We start from the raw sequence: 21,324 nt of genomic DNA, 5'->3' as shown, positions 1-21,324 counted from the left end.
TTCAAAATTCAAAGAATATGGGAAAAATCATTTCTATTGTAAACCAAAAAGGTGGTGTTGGAAAAACAACCACAGCAATCAATTTATCGGCTTCATTAGCTGTTTTGGATTACAAAATCCTTATAGTTGATACAGATCCTCAAGCTAATGCTGGCTCAGGTCTCGGCATTGACTGTAAAGAGCAGAATCATAATATATACTCTGCCTTAATAGGAGAATCAAACATTAAGGAGTGTATTGTTTCTACTCAAATTCCTAATCTTGATGTGATTCCATCCCATATAGATTTAGCAGGTTTTGAATTGGAGATTGTAAACCAAGTAGCCAGAGAATATATTCTTAAGGATTTGATTCAGCCTCTAAAAGAAGACTACGACTTCATATTCATTGACTGCTCTCCTTCTTTAGGACTAATGGTAATTAACTCTATTGTAGCCTCGGATTCTGTTTTAATTCCTGTACAGTGCGAGTACTTTGCACTTGAAGGTATTGCGAAGCTTCAAAGTACGGTAGACATTATCAAAAAACGTCTGAACCCAAATTTGGAGTCAGAAGGTTACATTTTAACCATGTATGATGGCAGAACTAATCTTTCTAAAATGGTAGTGGAAGATGTACGTAGTTTCTTTCATGATCTTTGTTTTGATACGATTGTACCAAGAAACGTGAAACTGGCTGAAGCTCCTAGTTATGGACTTCCTGCACTGTTAATGTTTACTGGAGAAAAAGCAGAAGAGTTTGACATCAAATTCTTAGAAAACAAAGGAGCCATCAGCTATATAGATTTGGCTAAGGAGCTTTTAAGAAGGAATAAATTGCCTGAGTTTAAATCAGAGTTAGAAAATGTCGCATGATATGGGTAAAGGCCTCAATTCTTTATTAAGTGATAGTAATCTGAAAGTTAGTCAGAGACTTACTTCATTTAAAGGAGTTAAAGAGGTCTTAGTGAGTAAAATTAAGGTAAATCCTCATCAGCCTAGAACGGATTTTGATGAAATTGCTTTAAATGAATTAGCCGATTCCATAAAAGTACATGGCATTATACAGCCACTTACCGTTAGAGAATCTGCAGACGGACAGTACGAACTTATTTCTGGAGAAAGAAGATTAAGAGCTATTAAGCTCGTGGGGCTGGAAAAAGTACCTGCTTATATTAGAAATGTTGACGATCAGCGTTCTCTTGAGATGGCTTTGATTGAAAACATTCAAAGAAAAGACTTAAATGCTATTGAGGTAGCTTTATCGTTTGAAAGAATGATAAATGAGTGTAACCTAAAGCATGAAGAGCTAGGTGGTCGTGTAGGAAAAAATAGAGCTACGGTAAACAATTACCTCAGACTTTTACAACTACCAGAAGTCATTCAATCTGCGATAGTTTTGGGTCAAATAAGCATGGGGCAAGCTCGCCCACTAATTACGATTCAAGATAAAGTTTTTCAAATAGAACTTTTTCATAAGATTATACAACAAGGGCTTTCTGCCAGAGCGGTAGAAGAACTTCTTAAAAATGACGGTGCTCAATCCAAAACTTTTACTGCTGTAGATAGCTATAGGGAGGACATGAGAATAGAAGAGCTTTCTCTTAAAGGAAAGACCTTAGTCCCTCTTAAAATAAAAGTTAGTGCGGTAGATAAAGGAGAAATTTCCTTACCATTTGCCAACGAAGAGCAGCTTGCCGAAATAGTAGAAATGCTTGGCATTTCTTAAAAAACATTATCTATACTATAAAAAAGAACCCTCCTTATGGCACAAGCCAGAAGACGTTTTCCATCTAAAGACGCTGAAAAAAAACAACCTCTTTTTCAGCAACTTTCTCACGTGAAAGCTTTAGAGGCAAACGTTTTAGGGGGAGTTGTAAAGGAAAAAGATGCTTTAACATCTGTTATAGACATCTTAAAACCAGATAGTTTCCAGGACGAAAGGCACGTAGCCATCTATCAGGCTATACTTCAACTTTTCGGAAAAACGGAACCCATTGACCTTTTAACCACCACCAATCAGCTAAGACTTAATGGTGAGCTGGAGTTTGTAGGAGGAGCCTCTTATGTGGCCAACATTATGGCCAATTCTACGGTGGCTCACATTGAACAAGACGCGAGGATTATTGTTCAATACGCCATTAGAAGGAAAATAGTAGAAACGCTAGATAACGTGAATACCAAAGCCTACGAAGACACCACGGATGTCTATGGCTTAATGGATAGTACGGAACAAAGCCTTAGAGACATTCAGGAAGGAAACTTAAATAAGAATATTCCCGAGTTAAGTGCCGTGGTGGCCAAAACCATCCAGGAAATCAAAAATAAAACGGACGAAAACTCTGACCATTCTAATGTTCCTTCGGGCTTTCCTTCCCTGGATTTGCTGACTGGAGGTTTTCACAATACCGAGCTTATTATTATTGCTGCAAGACCCGGTATGGGAAAAACAGCTTTCGTTATCTCTGCTTTAAGAAACGCCGCTATAGATTTTCATTTGCCTGCGGCACTGTTTTCTTTGGAGATGTCGGCCCAGCAGGTCATGCTTCGTCTTATTTCTGCAGAGGCAGAGATAGATAGCCATAAACTTAGAAAGGGAGATTTAAATGAGGAAGACTGGCATGCACTGCATTCGAGACTGAACAATCTATCGACAGCACCAATCTACATAGACGACACTCCTGCCCTTTCAATCTTGGAGCTTAGAACTAAAGCAAGAAGATTAAAGGCTTTTCATAATATAAAGATTCTAATTGTAGATTACTTGCAGTTAATGACTGCCGGAAATCAAAAACAAGGAATGAACAGAGAGCAGGAGATTGCAGCTATCTCTCGTTCCCTAAAGACCTTAGCAAAAGAATTAAATATCCCGGTGATAGCTCTTTCTCAGTTAAGTAGATCTGTAGAGACAAGAGGGGGAGATAAAAGACCACAATTATCCGACTTGAGAGAATCTGGTTCTATTGAGCAGGATGCCGATGTGGTGATGTTTCTTTACAGACCAGAGTATTATGACATTGACACATTGGAAGATGGAACCAGCACCACAGGTATGGCAGAAATGATTATTGCTAAAAACCGAAGTGGGAGTATTGACGACGTCAAGCTCAAGTTTATTGGTAAATATACCCGATTCGCAGAATTCGACGGTTTTACGGTATCCGCCGAAGAATATGAAGAGAGAGCCGGTTTTACTATTGCTGGCAGTAAGGCCAATAAGATGTAGGTAAGCCTTTACCCCTTCTTCCTTTTCTTAAGATTGTACTTTTCTAAAAATTCCAATATTAATCTATCGTATGCTTTAAGACCTATGGAGTCCATTTTTCCTGTGGCAATTACAGGAATTTGACTGGCTGTGGAATCAATAAAATCTGGATCACGAGGAATAAAGGTATCAAAAACCTCGTCTTTAAATTCTTTACGCATTAGATCCATAATGGTTCTTGAAAACTCAGCTTCATCATCAAACATGGTCATCAAAATTCCTTCAACGTAAAGATTAGGCTTTAATCTTCCTTGTAAAATCTTTATGGTATCCAAGAGCATCTGCATGCCCTCCAAACCAAAAAATTCGCACTGAAGTGGGATAATTACAGAATCTGCTGCCACCAAACTATTGATAGGAACAATTCCCAAAGATGGCGGGCAATCAATAAAAATGAAATCATAAAGCGGCTTAATGATTTCTAATTTTTCTGAAAGGATAAACTCCCTTTCTGTAGCCGTAATAAGTTCTATTTCTGCCCCTACCAAATGCTGTGTAGAGGGAATAATATCTAGGTTCCTTCTTTTAGTAGGAATAATGCAATCTTGGATAGGAGCTAAACCAACTAATGCGGCATAAATACTCTTATTGTCATATTCCATATTAATACCCAATGCCACCGTACAAGACGACTGGTAATCGGTATCTATCAGCAACACTTTATAGCCTCGCATAGCAAGACCTACAGACAGGTTTACACTGGTGGTGGTTTTACCTACCCCACCCTTTTGATTTGAAATTGCTATGACTTTTGGTACCATTAAGAAAGCATGGCCCAGTTTTCAGGAGCCTATTTTATCTCTACTATTTGTTCTATTGCTTCTAGAGAATCCGGATTCCCATAATCCAATATACCAAGCATGGAATATTGGCCTTTTGGCAAGCCCTTCGGCAAATGTAAGGATACAACACGTTTCCCCAATGGGAATATAGGACATTCTTCTATCTCACCTTTAAACTCTTCTCCCGTACTAACGTTGGTCAGCTCTAAATATGTTTTTGTGCGTACCATAACATAACCAGTATTCTTCACTTCCATGTCGAAAACGTTGGCGTCGTCTGGGTTTTGCTTAATATCAACCGCTTTTGCTTCAAATAATTTAAGATTTCCTGGAGTTTGATATAGATGCACACCAAAACGCATAATTTCATTGATTTTCGTTTGGATACCTGTAGAACCTTGACTAACCTTCTCTCTAAACTCCGAACCCTGAATATAAAGCATGGTCCATTTCATAGCTTCCAAATCCTTCTTATTATCTGGAGCATGTAAAGTTACAATGAGCTGACCAGATTCTTTAGGACCTAAATTCAAGAAATTGGTATTTAAAGTCACCCATTTTGAGCATGAATAGGTTTGTGTACCCGCTTCAAAATAAGAATGTGTGCCATCTTCGTTCCTGTTCCAATCGCCCAAGTATATCTCTATCGCTTGACTTTTTTCAGAATTATTCGTGATATTTATGGTTTGAGTTTCAGTATTCCCTATATCACTGAGGCTAAAGTGTAGAGATGTAGGATGAATATTAAAATGCTGAGCAACGCTAAGCTTAGCTATTAATAAAAATGTTATCAAGAAAAAACTTTGTTTCATTTTGAAAATATTATCAGAATCAGTTTTAGTAAAATTAAGGAGGCTCAAACCAACATTCATCTTGAGCATCCTGTTATTTGTATTCAAATTTAATACCGCAAATGCTCAATCCATCGATTTTTCTATTTCTTCGAAAAATTTAGGTTTGATATACCAAAATGAGACAGATTTTGAAATCACCAAGGTCATCTCGGACGCCATTGTTTTGAATATTGGAAAGAACAAAAAAAGTATTTTAGTTTCTGCCCGAACGGTTTCCAACATGAATTATTCCTTTTCAAAAATACCTACAAACATATATGCCTTGAAGCTAACAAACAGCAACATTGCCGTTTCTTCTAACTATGAGCAGCTATACCCATTAGATTTCCCAGACACTAATATACTGGTTCACAATAGGAGTAATAATAAAAACTCCTACTATCATTATGATTTACACGTAGCTCCCATTGGCTTTGAGCATGAGCCTGGGCAATACTTCTATTCTATCATCTTTACACTCTCCGAGCAATAAATGATAAAATACTTCTTTTTAATGGCATTCCCGATGGCAGGATTTGGGCAATTTGGCTCAGGTCAGGGTGTTCAAACTCATTTAGATATCCGGCCATTTATGAGCCTACAGGTTTCTGTAGTCGGTCAAGACCTAAACTATAAATTCGAGCAAGTCCAAGATTTCAGAAACGGCATTCTTAAAAATGATGTATTTAACGTCAAAATCAAATCAAATAGAAACTGGCAGTTAACCATTTCTTCTTTGACTTCTACTTTTCAAGATTATGAAAATGGTCAAAATAGCACATTATCTTCCTCCACATTAAGTCTCAGAAAGGGCTCTTTTAATGTGTTTATACCTATTACAATAAATCAAACAGCAATTGCCACTGGCAGTAGGGGTGGTACGGGAAACGCAAGTAATAATTTCAATTTGGATTTGTTGGCAAACGTTCCGCAATCTCAAAGGAGTGGGCGGTATTCCCTAGATGTGGTTTTTACTTTAACCGCGGATTAAGAAGCCTTAATAAGAGCCCGCTTTTTTGATATTCAGTTTTCTACCTTTCTCTTTAACAGTGAAAATCAAAGATGGCTGGTTTTCGGAATCTAATTTTACCTCTTCTAGAACTCTATCAAAATGCATCCTTTCATCTAAGACCGTTGTAGGCATTTTAATGGTATAATTCCCCTCCACTAAATTAAAAAAGAAAAGTCCCTCTTGGTTGGTGATGGTTTGAAATGACTCACCATGAACATTTGTGGCAATGATTCTTAAACCTGAAAGTTTTACTGTTGACATTAACGAATAGTTAGAAGCCTCATAAACAATTTTACCAGAGATTACCTTAGAGGTCTTAAAAGGAACAACCAACTCTCTGTTTCTTTTTAAAGAGATGGTGTCTGATAACAATTTAGGCGGCATCCACCCTTTTTGATTTGTAATAGGACTAAAATCGATAATATAATCGCCCTTTTCCACGTTTTTCATGAAGATATCTCCATTATTATTACTCCTCAAATGGTTCCCATTAACTTTTACATTGGCTTGCCTCAAAGGCTCTTCACCTTTATCCCAAACATTATTATTATTGGCATCTTTAAACATTCTTACTTTTAGATTAGTGTATCTCTTCACGAAAGGTAAGGGTAGATCAATGAGCTTCTTCAAAGAAAGTGTTACAAATGGAGACTCAGCTGTTTTGAGGAGATTCATAGAAGAAGTCAATCCAAAACTCCATTTTTTATTAGGGGAGTCAAACTCCAAATCAGTTCTAATATTTAAATTCTTTGAAGAATAGCTCGCCATATCAAAATAACTGGCAGATACTCTTGCTTTTAGCGTCTTGCGATCATCAGAATTCCAGTATACGCTGTAATGCTGACGTTTCATTTGATTTCCTGTTTTATATTGATACAAATAATCAAAATAATAAGACGGGCCATGCTCATACCTCAGTGTGTAGCCGAAAGATTTAAACCTGCCGTTTAGCATAGCATTATATGAAACCACTTTTTCTCCTCTACTATCTCCTTCCATAAAACGAGAGTTAATAGCATGGACAGTCAAAATTTGGTCTGTAATCGCATTCTTTAAAAAATAACTTAAGGACACTTTCTGACCTTCGATACTAGGGTTTGAGTTCAACCCTTCATCCCGAATCATGCTTGAGCTATTCTGGACTTGATAGGTGTTTCCTGCTTTCACTAAAAGTTTACCATAGCCCATTTTAAATGCCAATTGCCCCCCGTATTCCTTGTTTTCATTGGTTGTCAAACTATAAGAATCGCTAAAGTCACTATTATAAATTTCGGGAATCCGTTTCATTACATTTCCAAATCCACCGAGCTGAAGAGGACCAAAAACCAGCATCAAATCGTGGTTTTGATAGTTTAATCCGCGATTTACGCCAGGAAACCATTTAGAAGAAAATTGGAAATTAGACCTAAACGAATAGTGTTTTTTAGCAGTATTAAAAACATAACCGCCGGTAAATCCTTTATTAATAACACCAATCTTGGCCGCTTTCTCTCCGCTGTACCCTGCCTTTATTTGCAGTCGAGAATTATCTCGAAATACTAAAGCATAGGTATGAAGCCCAAAAGAACTCACTACACCGGTTTCGACATTTCTATTATGCAGAGCTTCCGTTAAGATTTTTCCCTTTTGCGAAAGGCTAATTTCCTGTCTAAGTCCCGTAACACTTCCGTCGTTAAATTTATTTTTTACACTTAATATTTGATACGTTTTATTATCATCTCTAAAACCAGCCCGAACTCCCAATCCACTAATCTGAGTGTACATAAAATCTTGAATGGTGCCCAATTGTAAATCTAATTTTGGAGAATTATAATTAAGGATATAGTAACTGTTTAGATCATTATAAGAACCATCCCTTATGTTAAATCGGGTATTGAAACTTAACGTTCTTCTATTGCTTAACTTTAAGGCACCATTGGCCTCTAAAAATTGGGTGATTGAGCTACCCTTGGCCAAATTAACACCGGTCCATCGAAACTCCATTGGCATAAAGTAATTTTGAAACTCGTGAGCTTTAAACTCATTTGAAACAATAAATATTTTTTGATGCAAAACCTTCTGAGAATTCCTTGATTGGATTAGAATAGCTATTTCATCATTTATCTCTTCTAAATTTCTACTTCTTACGCCTACGGTTATGAGGGTATCTGTTCCCGGCTTTAATATGAGCTGATTTCCTTTGCTAGGCAAGGTTAGCCTTAATTTGGAATCAAAGGAGAAATCAAAAAGTTCTGATCTATTTCCAGAATTTGTAATTCTAAAGCTAAATTCCGGAAGGACATCCTGGTCTGAACTATAAATTACAGATTCGTCCAAAGTTCCACGCCAATTTGTAACGGCTTCCATTGTAACTTCGAAAATCTTATAAATTAAAGAACCCGTTACTGGGTCTTCTATCGTTATTCTTACAGGATAAACTCTCCCGGCCGATAGTCCAGAAGAGGCCTTAATACGAAAAGCCAAAATACTGTTATGTCCTTCAGAAATACTCACATAAGAAGGCATAGGATGCAATAAGGACAAACCAGAAGGAAGATCTATTTTGAGACCCAGTTCCAACAGGTTTCCAGAATGGTTAATAATAGTTAAAGAGTTAAATCCGTACTGGCCTGTGGAAAGACTCAGAGAGTCCTTAATAAGACTCGCAGAAAAGCGACCATCTGCAGCAATTCCTTCCTGGCCAAAACCAATAAGGGCATATATTGCCAAGACGCTTGTCAAAAGCGATATTTTTATTTTATTCAGCACGTAATTATTTTTTTAAGAAAGCAAGTAAAGAGTGAGAGGGTCAGTAGCTCCCACTCTTTTAAAAATACAAGACTTAGTCGGTTGTCATGGTAATGTAAACAGTTGTACTGTATTCACCAGCTGCATATTCCCATTTACCTGTTCCTAAATCTACATCATAAGATAATTCAACTTCTGGGTAACTTCCAGCAGTTCCAGACTCTACCTCTACCTTATTATCTACACCTATGCCAATAGCCTTAGAGTTGACAGTAAGAACAGATATAGGAATGTTAAGCGTCTCATCTGCAGCTTCTATAAAGTTAGAGCTCGCGTAAACATCAATACCCCAAGCTGAGTTGGCTTGGATACTCAAAGATTTTGTTTGCGATTCGTGGCTATTTGCTTCAATGGCATCTGCGTTTGCAAATGAGAAACTAATGCCGTTCTCATCACCTAATTCAAGCTCCGCCACCGACGAAATACTAATGTTCACTTGGTGAGAACTTTGAGAAAATCCAGCAAAAGATACTAATGCTAATCCGATTGAAAATAGTGTTTTTTTCATTTTCATTTTTTTGTTAATAATTGAAATTCATTAGGACGATGCACATAAGTCAGGTTAGATTCTTTACTGAGCCGATGCCGTATAAAAAACATTTATAAAGTATAAGCCCTCGGGATAATTAAAACCAGGGTTGGCGAAGTAATCCACAGAAATTCCATGTCCATTATCTTTGTAAGCCCCGGGTGTTCCTGTTGCTATTTCAAAGGGTTCCGAGTAAGATAGTGCACTATATTCTGTGGCACCACTTTTACGAAACTGTAAAACCTCTGATGGCATATTCGGATTGACCGGATTGTTAACATTGTAATAGGAGAATAATGGGAAACCTGCGGAAACTGTCAACTTCCAATTCTGATTGGCCTGAATCTGAAGCATTGCTTGGTTTGCTTTAAACACGCCTTCCTCTAAATCCTTTTTAGATGTAAGAGAAATATATCTAATAGCAGACGTGCCATTTACAAACTTTAAATCCAATGCGGGGTTTATGCCTATGGATACTTGATGGGCACCTTGCCCATAAGTAAGTTTGGAAACAGCAAACAATACCAAAAGCATTGTTGTGACTTTTCCTAACATACGTCCGTTTTTTGTGAATCCTTTTTGGACTATAAACACTTCATGTGATCTTCATGCAACGTTTTAAAAACCAGAAAAAATTCGATTAAATAAATCAAAAAACTAAAACAGTTAATGTTCATAATCCATGGCTTAGAACATTCCGTTGAATCGTATATCACTAATTCTGTGCCAATTGAAAGTACCAACGTGCTTTTTCTCTATACGAAATAGAATTAATAAACCTGAACAAAGGATAGCGGGTAAAGGATAATAGTCGACACAATACTACACTTCGTCAACTAATTGATTCATTAATAGCAGTCTAATACAATATAATAAATTTCGAATTCTCTATATAATTGCTCTTGGGAAGGGCAAAAAAAAATGATTCTAAATATTTTCTATTTAGAATCATTAAAAATAAAAAGAACACTAAAGTCTTCGAAAAAGACAATAATCATCAAAATTCTAAGGGAAATATAAACTAATTGGGACTCACTGTTAGTACCACATTCATGGTATAAATACCTGCAGAATAGCCTATACCAGGATTGGCTTGATAATCGAGGTTGAATTCATTCTGCCCACCAAAGTCTCCAGAGCTTCCAGATTTAATAGGAGTGGGTAACGTAGCCAAGGTTTGAAATTCGTTTGGAGAGTTTCCTTCTTTTATTTTTAATATAGAGCACGGCATATCCGTACTACTTCCTTCACCTATATTTGTAAAAAACGCATTCTTAGCTCTAACAGACACTACCCATTCGTTATTAGATCTTACCTGATAACTACCTACCCCCCACTTTGTAATTCCACTTACTATTTGGCTCACATCATCAAACTTAAAATCCGTCTGTTCTAGCTTTGTAGGCTTTGCTCTAATTTCAGTAAACTCATTGATATGAATATTTACGGTATGAGAAGCTTGAGCCTCTGCATACTGAGTAAAAAGTGTCAAGGAAATAAAAATGTATAATTTATTCATCATTTTAACAATGTGATGGTTCACATTTTACCCAAAGTACATGACATTTATAAGTCTTTTACACACCTAAAACCAACATGAAATAAGCTTGTTTCTGGAGAAGAAGAAGACCTGCCAGAAACCCTGTATCCATGACACCAACTAGGCTCACAAAGGAAAGAACCTCCTCTTTCTGCTTTTTCCCCTTTAAAGGTAGAGGGAATATCTTCCATAATTAAGGAGCGATAGTCAAAAAGATAATTTGAGCACCACTCCCATACATTTCCAGAAAGATCTGTTAAGCCAATAGGGCTTTCTCCAAATTGCCCTACCGGAGAAGTCTCGGCAAAAGAATCTGTATTTTCATTAAAGTTGGGGAAGGTACCTTGCCATACATTCGCTAAATATTTTCCATTTTCTGATATTTGGTTACCCCAAGCATATATATCTCTGGAGTTGCTTCCGTTTCTAGCGGCATGCTCCCACTCTATTTCATGTGGTAATCTTTTACCTGCCCATGTGGCATAAGCCGTAGCATCATTCCAAGAAACTTGGGTGACTGGATGGTCGTCTCCTGCTTTAGGAAAGTCCTTTCCTAATGGGTATTCCCAATTCGCCCCATCCTTTAGAATCCAGTTTTTATCTGTGGATTCATGTATTATACCGGCATTGCCAAATTTATCCGCTTCTGTTTTATAATCCGTGGCTTCCACAAACTTCCTAAACTCGGCTACGGTCACTGGCGACTTATCCATAAAAAAAGGTTTTATTCTTGCCCAAAACATCGGTCTTTCATGCTCAAAACCTTCTTCTGAACCTATTCTTACATTGCCGCCATTTATAGCCACCATTTTATCCGGTGCTTTTTCGGTATTAGGAATAGCGGCTCCCTCACTTGGCTCCTTTAAACCCACATATGTTATCGTACCAGGCAGTTCCGCTCTTGGATTAAAAGAAGGCTCTTCTGTTTTTTCTTCTTTTGATTGAGATGTGCCACAGCTTGTAATTCCTACGGCAATAAAAATTATAATTAATACTTTTTTCATTGATACCAGTCTTGAATACTCTTTGTTAAGACGTTATACACCTCTAGGAGGTCTTCATCCTCTTTTAAAATTTCTCTATGTTTATCTATTGTACTAAAATCATCTCTAATGGCTGGCCCTGTCTGAACCTCCGCTGGGTGATTTGCTTTCATACCTTTCTTAAACGTTTCATTTATCAAGGGCTTTAAAAGGTCAAAATCGAGTTCAGAATCTTCCAAAATCTCTTTTCCTAGAGCCAATAAATGGTTGGTAAAGTTACAACTAAAAACTGCTCCAACATGCAAAACAGAACGTTGAATAGAGTTTACGAAGTAAATTTTATCTGAAATTCTTGAGGCCAAATCACTTAGAATATCCTGAGTACTTTTATCTTCTGCTTCCAAACAAACAGGCACTTCCCTAAAATTGACTTTTAAACCACGAGTAAAAGTCATTAAAGGATATAGCACGCCCATTTTAACATTGGGGTTTGTATAGGATGCTTTAAGCAAAACATTCATATCCCTAGCTCCCGATGTATGAATCAATAACTTATTCGGGGGAAGAATAACTTGGCTAGCTACAGCTTCAATGGCGTCATCGGAAACTGCAAGAATAAAAATATCGGAAGGGCTATTTGAGAAATCTAGATCTGTTTTGACTTTCACATCATAAAGGTAGCCCGTAATAGCTTCTACCTTTTTCTTATCTCTACCAAAAACCTCCGCTACCCTAACCCCTTTTTCTTCAAAAACATTGACCAAGTGCCATGCAATATTTCCAGATCCTATAATACTTACCGTCATTTGCCAGCCTTTATTTTTCATTGACTTTTACAAGGTATTTTTAATTCCAATCAATATATATAGATTGAACAATATTTCAACCCTCCTAAAACGATGAAAAAACTAATTGTATTGATTTTATGCTTCTCTGTATCCTGCGGAGTTGCTCAAAAAAACACCAATTCCGAAATCTTAAAGGCTTCAGAAAAATTTCTCAACACACTTTCTAAAGAACAAAAAGCGGAAGCCATTTTTAGCTTTACTGACAAAGAAAGAAAAAATTGGTTCTATACGCCTGTCCCAAGAAACGGTCTAGACTACCGCAAACTCTCTGATGACCAAAAGAAACTAGCCATGAATGTGTTGTATGCCTCTCTCAGTGCAGAAGGAACCAAAACGGCACTTGCCATTATGCAGTTAGAGGGTGTTTTACACGTTTTGGAAAACAGACCAACAGATAGCGACCACCGCGACCCACAGAAATACTATTTCTCATTTTTCGGAACTCCAGATGCTCATAAAAACTGGGCTTGGAGAATAGAAGGTCACCATCTATCCCTTAACTATTCTTCCGAAAAAGGTAAAATTGACTCTGCTACACCCCTATTCTTCGGGACTAATCCTGCCAGAGTACCCGCGGGAATGCCCCTGCCAGAAGGCACGGAGGTCTTAAGAGATGAAACAGCTATGGGATTTGCCTTTATAAAGTCTTTAGACTCCCAGCAACATGCCAAAGCAAAAATCAACGATAAAGCACCTTATGACGTAGTAAGCTCAAACAAGGCTCTGGCAGAGATAAACCAAAACGAAGGGATTGCTTTCGGGGAAATGAGTAAAGAACAACAGCTAGAACTTATGAAAATTATTAGCCATCATGTGAAAAGAGCTCCGAATGGCTTTGCAAATGAATTCATGAAAAAGATCGAAGCCGCAGGTTTAGAAAAACTGCACTTTGTGTGGATGGGAGGCGAAAAATGGGGCGAAGGACATTATTACAGAATTCATAACCCAGTACTTTTAATAGAATACGACTGCACACAAAACGACAATAATCATGTGCATTCTGTGGTTCGTGACCTCACAAATGACTGGGGCGAAGATGTCATAGCCAAACATATCAATGAGTCACATTAGAACTTAAAAAGATGAAAATTGTTAATCAATTCGAAGCCTCTTTTCCAAATTCTCATTAAATAACGAATAGATTATGTTTAAACTATATGCCTTTTTCCTTCTTTTTTGGACCTTTTTCGGCTTTCAAAGTCAACCCGAGCTAGAAAAGGAAATCACTATGTGTCATAATGTAATGCCAGCGAGCATGGCAGACTTTGTCAATGACCCTGAGTTTATTAAAATGCACCCATCTCCAATTGAAATCAATTTTAAAGTCCTAGGTTATGAAATAAAAATCACTTCGCCAGATGGAAAGGATGCATCTGGCTATTTCATTAAATCCACTTCAAACAGCAATAAATGGCTGTTGGTTTACCAAGAATGGTGGGGATTAAATGACCATATTAGAAACGAGGCAAATACTTTCTTTAAAGATCTTAATGGTCAGGTAAATGTATTGGCTCTTGACATGTATGATGGCAAAACGACTACAAACCCAGAAGTAGCCGGAAAACTAATGGGTGGTGCAGACCAAACAAGACTAGAAAACATCATGAAAGCTGGAATTAACTATGCTGGTCCTAAAGCAAAAATTGCGAGTGTGGGATGGTGTTTTGGTGGTGGCCTATCTCTTAGGTCTGCTCTTCTAGAGGGTCAGCAGGCTGTGGGTACTGTAATGTATTATGGCATGCCTGTTCAAGATGTGGAGCAGCTAAAAACGTTAAACTCAGATGTACTTGGACTTTTTGCTACAGAAAAATGGATTAGTAAGGATGTCATTGAGACTTTTGCGGCTAATATGAAAAAGGCCGACAAAAAGTTGACTTATAAAATTTTTGATGCGGTGCACGGTTTTGCAAATCCGAGTAATGCCAAACACGACCCTGAAGCCACTAAAGTGGCCAATAAAATGACAATGGATTATTTGAAGGCGAAGTTTAAGGTTTAAGAATTCTCGAATTTTCTATCCAATTTAAAATCACATCGGTAGCCCCGGTGTGATTTTTGACATATGCAGCAGTGATGTTTTTTGTTTCTTGATATTTCGAAGCGTCCCTAAGCAGCTCCTCCATAATTTGATAGAAATCATCAAAACCCGAAATACTAAAAGCTCCCTTCTCTTCCATTAAGTCCTTAGCTTCCTGAAATTTCTTGAAAGCTTTATCTCCAAAAAATATCGGCATTCCGAAAGTGGCCGCTTCCAATATATTATGAAGCCCAGTGGCAAAACCTCCACCAATAAATGCAAACTCACCATACTGATAAAGCGAAGAAAGCATGCCCACATTGTCAATTATCAGAACATCATATTTAGCTAAATTTGAATGTGTCTCTGCCTTTGAAAATCTAATTACAGACTTATCCCTCATTTGACTCTCCCATTCGCTCATCTGCTTGTCTTTGATTTCGTGAGGAGCTAAAATGAATTTCAAATCTTTTAATTTATTAATAAAAGGAATGAGCACCTCCATATCTTCTGGCCAAACAGAACCACCCACCAAAGTCTTTTTATTATTTTTGAAAACCTTCGCCACTTCTATCTCACGAATAGTTTTTAAAGTATCTGCTACACGGTCAAACCTAGTATCACCGGCTACTTCTACATTATTTTGACTAATCTTCCTTAGCAAATCTTCTGATTCTTGATTTTGCACAAAAAACTTGTCTATCTGTAAAAGTGGTTTTCTGGCAAAGCCACCAAGTGATTTAAAATATGTTTGACTTGGTCTAAAAATAGTCGAGAAAGAAACTAAAGGAACTTGTCTTTCTTTCAAACCTGCTATGAAGTTTCGCCAAAACTCGTATTTGACAAAAAATGCAATATCAGGCTGAAAAGCTTCTGAAAATCGTTTCACATTAGATTTTAAGTCAAGTGGCAGATAGCAGATAATGTCGGCCTCGGCATAGTTTTTCCTTACCTCATAACCAGAAGGCGAAAAAAAAGTTAATAATATCTGATGCTTTGGATGCTTCTTTTTGAAGGCTTCTATTACGGGTCTCCCCTGCTCAAACTCCCCTAAAGAAGCACAATGAAACCAAGCCAAAGGCTTGCTTAGATCTCTTTTTGAAACAACATCCTTCCAATTGTTTTGATCAGCAGAACGAAGCTTGGCTTTTGAGCTGAATAAGCTCACTATCTTGATACCCAAATTGAAAAAATGGATAGAAAATGAATATAGTACGTCCAGAATGAAAGTCATTTTGAAAAATTAAACACAAATATACCACATATGCCAAGTTTGAAACCTTTATAATACTGAATTCCCTATCTTTGCCCACCATTTCAAAAGCCGGAGTTCCGGTTCAAGTTTTTACACCAAATTGGTAAGTTTTTAGATGAAATATCCTGAGTATAAGTCGGTCAATTACGCTGACGTAGCAGACGAAGTTTTAGCATTTTGGAAATCTGAAAATGTCTTCAAGAAATCTATTGAAGAGCGTGAAGGAAATAAAACCTTTACCTTCTATGAAGGTCCGCCTTCGGCAAATGGAGCCCCTGGCATTCACCATGTGATGGCCAGAACCATAAAAGATATTTTTTGTCGCTATCAAACGCTCAAAGGATTTCAAGTAAACCGTAAAGGTGGTTGGGATACACACGGACTTCCAGTAGAACTTCAAGTCGAAAAAGAACTTGGAATAACTAAAGAGGATATAGGAAAGAAAATTTCCGTAGCGGAGTATAACCAAAAATGCCGTGAAGCGGTTATGCGATTTACTGGTATCTGGCAAGACATGACAGATAAAATGGGCTACTGGGTAGACATGGAAGACCCATATATCACTTACAAAAACGAGTACATTGAGTCTGTATGGAGTTTGCTAAAAAAACTATACGACAAAGACTTACTATATAAAGGATACACCATTCAGCCTTATTCTCCTGCTGCAGGCACTGGACTTTCTTCGCATGAAATTAATCAACCAGGAGCCTACCAAGATGTGACAGACACCTCTATGACGGCTCAGTTTAAGCTAACAAAAGACAAAAAATCAGCTTTTGTTTTTGATGCCGCAGGCAATGATGAAGTATTTGTTTTAGCATGGACCACCACTCCTTGGACTTTGCCTTCAAACACGGCGTTGACCATAGGTAAAAACATTGAGTATGCTTTAGTTAAAACCTTTAATCCATACACTTTCTTGCCTGTGAATGTTATTTTGGCGAAAGACTTACTAGGAAAGCATTTTTCAGAAAAAGGAAAAGATGGTGACTTTGAAGGTTTTGAAGCTTCAAACAAAAAACTAATCCCGTGGACAGTAGAAGCTGTTTTTAAAGGTTCTGAAATAGAAGGCCTAAACTATGAGCAACTACTGCCTTACGTAAAGCCTAATGGAGATGCTTTTAAAATAATCATAGGTGACTTTGTGACTACTGAAGATGGTACTGGTGTGGTGCACACCGCTCCAACTTTTGGTGCCGATGACTTTAGAGTAGCTCAGCAAAATGGCATTGGTGCCATAATGGTCAAAGATGAAGCAGGCAAAGACATGCCCTTGGTTGACCGTAAAGGACGTTTTGTGAAAGAGGTAACTGATTTTGCTTTAGAATATGTAAAAGCGGAATACTATACCGAAGCTGAACTAGAAATAGAAAAGCAGAAACAAGAAAGAGACAAATACCTTTCTGTAGATGAAAGGATATCTATAAAACTGAAGGAGGAAAACAGAGCATTCAATGTGCAAAAATATGTTCACTCCTACCCGCACTGTTGGCGTACAGATAAACCAATTTTATACTATCCGTTAGATAGCTGGTTTGTGAAAACTACGGCTGTAAAAGATAGATTAGCAGAACTTAACAAGCAGATTAACTGGAAACCTGAATCTACAGGTTCTGGAAGGTTTGGCAACTGGTTAGAAAACTTGGTGGACTGGAATCTTTCTCGTTCAAGATTTTGGGGAACACCGCTTCCTATCTGGAAAAACGAAGATGATGAAATACTTTGCATTGGTTCTGTGGACGAACTTAGCCTTGAAATTGATAAAGCAATTGAGGCTGGGTTTATGACAAAAAACTATTTGGAGACTCAACCTCACCCCCTGCCCCTCTCCGGGGGAGAGGGGCTTTTTGACGAAAACAAGTTTTCTTCTGATAATGCTCGAATTAGTGGAACATTTGACTCCGGAGGTGAGCTTCGAGAAGCTTTGGTTTTTACCGCTGAAACAAAGAAATGGTTGTTTAATCTAAAGGCCAATGCAAGAGAGAATAGAAAGAATGCTACACAAGCTGAAGATGCGTTCTGGCAATTGTGTAGAAATAACAATTTAGGTGAGAAATTCAGACGTCAACATGCCATTGCAGACTTCATTGTGGACTTTGTGTGTATAAAACATAATCTAGTTGTAGAAATTGATGGGGAAATTCACGATTCTGAGGAAGCAATTAAATATGATAATTACCGAACGGCCTATTTAAACCAAAAGGGTTTTAGCGTTATAAGATTTAAAAATGCCGAAGTACTCAACAATATCGAAGATGTAAAGGAAAGAGTTCTGAAAGAACTTGAAAAAGCTCCCCTCTCTACCGGAGAGGGGCAGGGGGTGAGGTCGAACTACGAAAATTTCGATCTACACCGCCCATATGTAGATGATGTAGTCCTCGTTTCTAAAACAGGTAAAAAACTTTTCCGTGAGCCAGACTTGATAGATGTTTGGTTTGACTCAGGAGCCATGCCTTATGCTCAGTGGCATTATCCATTTGAAAATGAAAGCACTTTTGACAAATCCTTCCCGGCAGACTTTATCTCTGAAGGTGTAGACCAAACACGTGGTTGGTTCTTTACGCTTCATGCCATTTCTGGGATGCTTTTTGACTCTGTTGCTTTTAAAAATGTAGTTTCTACAGGTCTGGTTTTGGATGCCAAAGGCAATAAAATGTCTAAGAGACTTGGCAATGCTGTTGACCCATTTGAGACTTTAAAAAATTATGGAGCCGACCCTACCAGATGGTACATGATTACCAATGCTCAGCCTTGGGACAATCTTAAATTCAACTTAGATGGCATTACGGAAGCTAGAAACAAGTTCTTTGGAACATTGACAAACACCTATAATTTCTTTGCTCTTTATGCCAACCTTGACAATTATAATTTTACAGGAGAAATTGACCTATCAAAAGCAACCGAATTAGATAAATGGGTGCTTTCTAAACTTCAAACACTGATTAAAGAAGTGGACGAAGCTTATGAGACTTATGAGCCTACCAAAGCCGGTAGAGCCATTCAGAATTTTGTGACAGACCAACTTTCCAACTGGTATGTGCGTCTTGGAAGAAGACGTTTCTGGAAAGGTGAACTGAGCGAGGATAAAAAACTGGCTTACGAAACATTGGGTGTTTGCCTTAAAACGGTAGCCAAATTGATGTCTCCAATCGCTCCTTTTTATAGCGACTGGTTATATAAGAACTTAGTGGCAGATTCAGAAAAAATCTCAGTTCACCTTTCTGACTTCCCTGTGGCCAACGAAGCCTGGATAGATGAAGACTTAGAAGGCTCTATGGATTATGCACAAAGAGTGAGCTCACTGGTGCATTCTTTAAGAAAAGGAAACCAACTGAAAGTTCGTCAGCCTTTGGCAAAAATTCTTATCCCAGTTTTATCTGAGCGTGTTCGTTCCCAGATTAGCTCTGTGGAAGAATTGATAAAAACCGAGGTTAATATAAAAGCTGTAGAGTACCTTGACGACGCGTCTGGTGTCTTAAGTAAGAAAGTAAAACCTAACTTTAAAACCTTAGGGCCAAAATATGGTAAAGAAATGAAAGCTGTTGCGGGAGCTATTTCTGCCATGGATTCTGCTGGAATAAAAGAACTTGAAGCGAACGGCAAACTAACTTTAAGTGTTGGAGAAATAGAACTGGCAGACGTAGAAATACTAACTGAAGACCTCCCTGGGTACTTAACGGCTCAGGATGGCAACCTTACCGTGGCCTTGGATATTCATATTTCAGAAGCATTAAAACACGAAGGAATAGCTAGGGACTTTGTGAATAAAATTCAAAACTACCGTAAAGACAGCGGTTTTGAGGTAACGGACAAAATCAACATCCAGCTAGAAAACAATAATCAGGAATTGGCAACAGCCATTACCGCAAACCAAGCCTATATCTGTGAAGAGGTTCAAGCACTTTCTTTAATAGTAAGTGCGTCAATTACAGAACCTACAGAAATAGAAATGGAAGATTATGTTTTAATTCTAAACGTAAGTGTGGCTTAAGAAAGAATGCTTGTTGCGAGGTGTCTGATTTCAATATCGGACGTATAGTTAAATTAATCTCTAACAGAACTCAGACGACTAACATCACGTAATAGCAGACAAAAACAACAATTAGAAAATCATAAAAAATAAGTAAGCATGATAGAAGCAAACGTATATTTCGACAACAATGTAAAATCACTTGGATATGAAACGCCAGAAGGTAAATCTTCTATTGGCGTGATGGAGCCCGGAGAATACACTTTTGGTACTGGTGCACCAGAAATCATGAATGTTATTCAAGGAGCCCTTACTGTTCTTTTACCAAATGAAACAGAGTGGAAAACATTCAATGGTGGTCAGCACTTTAATGTTATTGGGGATTCTTCCTTTAAAGTAAAAGTGGAAACGCAGACTTCTTATATGTGCCAATATATTTAGGAAGAAATTATACAAAAGCTCATTAATAAGACTGGTACGGGATAAACCCTACCAGTTTTGTTTTTTACAGCCCTCCGGTTTTGAAATAAATAACGACCCTGTAAAATGTGAGTGAGCTCATCATAAAAGCAATATAGGAATCTATTTCATCCCAAACCAATAGTCTCCTAAACTTGCCTTTAAGCCTTTCTTTGCTTCAAACAGGGTTCTCATGCATTCTTTAATAAGCTCATTAAATCTTTTTTTGGGCAGTGCCATGCCAGTAAACATAATCCTGCCAAGTATTGATATCCCATAACATTATCATTTTACTCCTTAATTAATTCATGAGCTTCATAAGTTCCTGAAATAACTCTTTCTACCGCTGACAAATATCTTTCTCTACTACTAACCGAACTCCATTAAAGGATAGTCTCCTGCTGCATGGCATGATACTCTTTTAATCCGCTTTATTCATTAGAAAAGCTCCCGAAATTTATCGGGAACGTAGCTAAATTGCTTCCTATCGGCAAGCTCAGGGTAGACTGCTATGCTAATCTCGTTTAAGTGACTGATTTATTCCACTTTAAAACTCATTACGATTCTCCATTGCATAAACCGAGTTTAAGAATCCACTACCACTTTTTTATTTCGAGGTCAACTCGCCCTAACAGTTTCATTTTCCTCACATGTTATATGAAGATTAAATTTTAGTTATTTCTAAAATATGAGAAATTTATAACCAGTGTGGTTTTTAATTTTAAGTACTTAAGAATGGGTAATCGATAATTGGAACAAGAAATTCTTTTTTGAAAATCATAATCCGATCCAATGGTTTTTCTTACGCATTAAATGGCTCATATAAAGCGATATATATGGGCAAAAAAATACCTCTTCAATTTCACCTTTTCCTCAATCTTTACACACGTACCTAACCGTAATTACACCTCCCAATAATCAACTACTGTCAAAAAAAACAGACCACTTTTATAGTCAAATATTTAGGTTTTATAAGTGTCATTTAGTCGTTAAATCATGAAAGTGATAGGACTTGAAAATGGTCAGAATCCAGATATATTCACTTTAGTTCATTTGGTATTCA

The 21,324-nt window shown here is 37.5% G+C and carries 18 protein-coding genes; 9 read left to right on the top strand and 9 right to left on the bottom strand.

The window, feature by feature from the left end:
* Positions 1-17 precede the first annotated feature (17 nt).
* Genes ACSBFT_RS21935 through dnaB form a run of 3 tightly spaced genes read left to right on the top strand, consistent with a single transcriptional unit; the run spans position 18 to position 3,204 of the window.
* The gene (locus ACSBFT_RS21935; protein ID WP_463046983.1) at positions 18-854 is read left to right on the top strand and encodes a ParA family protein; all 837 of its coding nucleotides are present in this window, start codon (positions 18-20) and stop codon (positions 852-854) included.
* Positions 844-1,707, top strand: a complete 864-nt coding sequence (locus ACSBFT_RS21930) for a ParB/RepB/Spo0J family partition protein (RefSeq protein WP_489602441.1) — start codon at positions 844-846, stop codon at positions 1,705-1,707. Before ACSBFT_RS21935 ends, ACSBFT_RS21930 begins: the two co-directional genes overlap by 11 nt.
* A gap of 36 nt (positions 1,708-1,743) precedes the next feature.
* Positions 1,744-3,204 carry a replicative DNA helicase gene (gene dnaB / locus ACSBFT_RS21925; RefSeq protein ID WP_463046985.1) on the top strand — a complete coding sequence of 487 codons (1,461 nt, stop codon included), beginning with the start codon at positions 1,744-1,746 and terminating at the stop codon, positions 3,202-3,204.
* Positions 3,205-3,212: 8 nt separating this feature from the next.
* Here dnaB and ACSBFT_RS21920 read toward each other — a convergent pair whose 3' ends face one another.
* Positions 3,213-4,004, bottom strand: coding sequence for a ParA family protein (locus tag ACSBFT_RS21920; protein WP_463045840.1), 792 nt, complete (start codon positions 4,002-4,004; stop codon positions 3,213-3,215).
* 29 nt (positions 4,005-4,033) lie between these two features.
* Entirely contained in the window at positions 4,034-4,837 is an 804-nt protein-coding gene (locus tag ACSBFT_RS21915; RefSeq protein ID WP_463045841.1) for a fimbrial biogenesis chaperone, read from the bottom strand.
* A gap of 61 nt (positions 4,838-4,898) precedes the next feature.
* Here ACSBFT_RS21915 and ACSBFT_RS21910 point away from each other — a divergent pair, with 61 nt between their 5' ends.
* Both ACSBFT_RS21910 and ACSBFT_RS21905 read left to right on the top strand, forming a co-directional pair.
* Positions 4,899-5,351: a hypothetical protein gene (locus ACSBFT_RS21910; protein ID WP_463045842.1), complete on the top strand. Its 453-nt coding sequence runs from the start codon at positions 4,899-4,901 to the stop codon at positions 5,349-5,351.
* Positions 5,352-5,849, top strand: a complete 498-nt coding sequence (locus ACSBFT_RS21905; RefSeq protein ID WP_489602440.1) for a hypothetical protein — start codon at positions 5,352-5,354, stop codon at positions 5,847-5,849.
* A gap of 6 nt (positions 5,850-5,855) precedes the next feature.
* Here the strand turns inward: ACSBFT_RS21905 and ACSBFT_RS21900 are convergent, their stop codons facing one another.
* The 6 genes from ACSBFT_RS21900 to ACSBFT_RS21875 all read right to left on the bottom strand — a co-directional run bounded on the left by ACSBFT_RS21900 (position 5,856) and on the right by ACSBFT_RS21875 (position 12,536).
* Positions 5,856-8,618 (bottom strand): hypothetical protein, encoded by a 2,763-nt coding sequence (locus tag ACSBFT_RS21900; RefSeq protein WP_489602439.1) that lies wholly within the window; start codon positions 8,616-8,618, stop codon positions 5,856-5,858.
* 73 nt (positions 8,619-8,691) lie between these two features.
* Positions 8,692-9,165: a hypothetical protein gene (locus ACSBFT_RS21895; RefSeq protein WP_489602438.1), complete on the bottom strand. Its 474-nt coding sequence runs from the start codon at positions 9,163-9,165 to the stop codon at positions 8,692-8,694.
* 63 nt (positions 9,166-9,228) lie between these two features.
* Positions 9,229-9,741: a hypothetical protein gene (locus tag ACSBFT_RS21890; RefSeq protein ID WP_489602437.1), complete on the bottom strand. Its 513-nt coding sequence runs from the start codon at positions 9,739-9,741 to the stop codon at positions 9,229-9,231.
* Positions 9,742-10,207: 466 nt separating this feature from the next.
* Positions 10,208-10,708, bottom strand: coding sequence for a hypothetical protein (locus ACSBFT_RS21885; RefSeq protein WP_463045847.1), 501 nt, complete (start codon positions 10,706-10,708; stop codon positions 10,208-10,210).
* Between the two features lie 44 nt (positions 10,709-10,752).
* Complete coding sequence (locus ACSBFT_RS21880) at positions 10,753-11,730, bottom strand: formylglycine-generating enzyme family protein (protein WP_489602436.1); 978 nt, start codon at positions 11,728-11,730, stop codon at positions 10,753-10,755.
* Positions 11,727-12,536 carry a Rossmann-like and DUF2520 domain-containing protein gene (locus tag ACSBFT_RS21875; RefSeq protein ID WP_489602435.1) on the bottom strand — a complete coding sequence of 270 codons (810 nt, stop codon included), beginning with the start codon at positions 12,534-12,536 and terminating at the stop codon, positions 11,727-11,729. The genes ACSBFT_RS21880 and ACSBFT_RS21875 overlap by 4 nt, the downstream gene beginning before the upstream one ends.
* Before the next feature lie 72 nt (positions 12,537-12,608).
* Here ACSBFT_RS21875 and ACSBFT_RS21870 point away from each other — a divergent pair, with 72 nt between their 5' ends.
* Positions 12,609-13,628, top strand: a complete 1,020-nt coding sequence (locus tag ACSBFT_RS21870; RefSeq protein WP_463045850.1) for a DUF3500 domain-containing protein — start codon at positions 12,609-12,611, stop codon at positions 13,626-13,628.
* A gap of 73 nt (positions 13,629-13,701) precedes the next feature.
* A complete protein-coding gene (locus ACSBFT_RS21865) occupies positions 13,702-14,556 on the top strand; it encodes a dienelactone hydrolase family protein (protein WP_489602434.1) in 855 nt (284 codons plus the stop codon).
* On the opposite strand, the gene ACSBFT_RS21860 is transcribed toward ACSBFT_RS21865, so the two are convergent.
* On the bottom strand, positions 14,546-15,808 hold the full coding sequence (locus tag ACSBFT_RS21860; protein ID WP_489602433.1) for a 3-deoxy-D-manno-octulosonic acid transferase: 1,263 nt from the start codon (positions 15,806-15,808) through the stop codon (positions 14,546-14,548). The two genes, ACSBFT_RS21865 and ACSBFT_RS21860, sit on opposite strands and share 11 nt — an antisense overlap.
* Before the next feature lie 136 nt (positions 15,809-15,944).
* On the opposite strand from ACSBFT_RS21860, the gene ACSBFT_RS21855 reads away from it, so the two are divergent.
* Entirely contained in the window at positions 15,945-19,823 is a 3,879-nt protein-coding gene (locus ACSBFT_RS21855; RefSeq protein ID WP_489602432.1) for a class I tRNA ligase family protein, read from the top strand.
* 138 nt (positions 19,824-19,961) lie between these two features.
* Positions 19,962-20,243 (top strand): pyrimidine/purine nucleoside phosphorylase, encoded by a 282-nt coding sequence (ppnP, locus tag ACSBFT_RS21850; protein WP_111371024.1) that lies wholly within the window; start codon positions 19,962-19,964, stop codon positions 20,241-20,243.
* The last annotated feature ends 1,081 nt before the right edge of the window (positions 20,244-21,324 follow it).

It is taken from the genome of Arcticibacterium sp. SM2516 (assembly GCF_057914865.1).
Note: the sequence above shows the minus strand (reverse complement) of the source record. Positions and strands in the feature narration are given on the sequence as shown.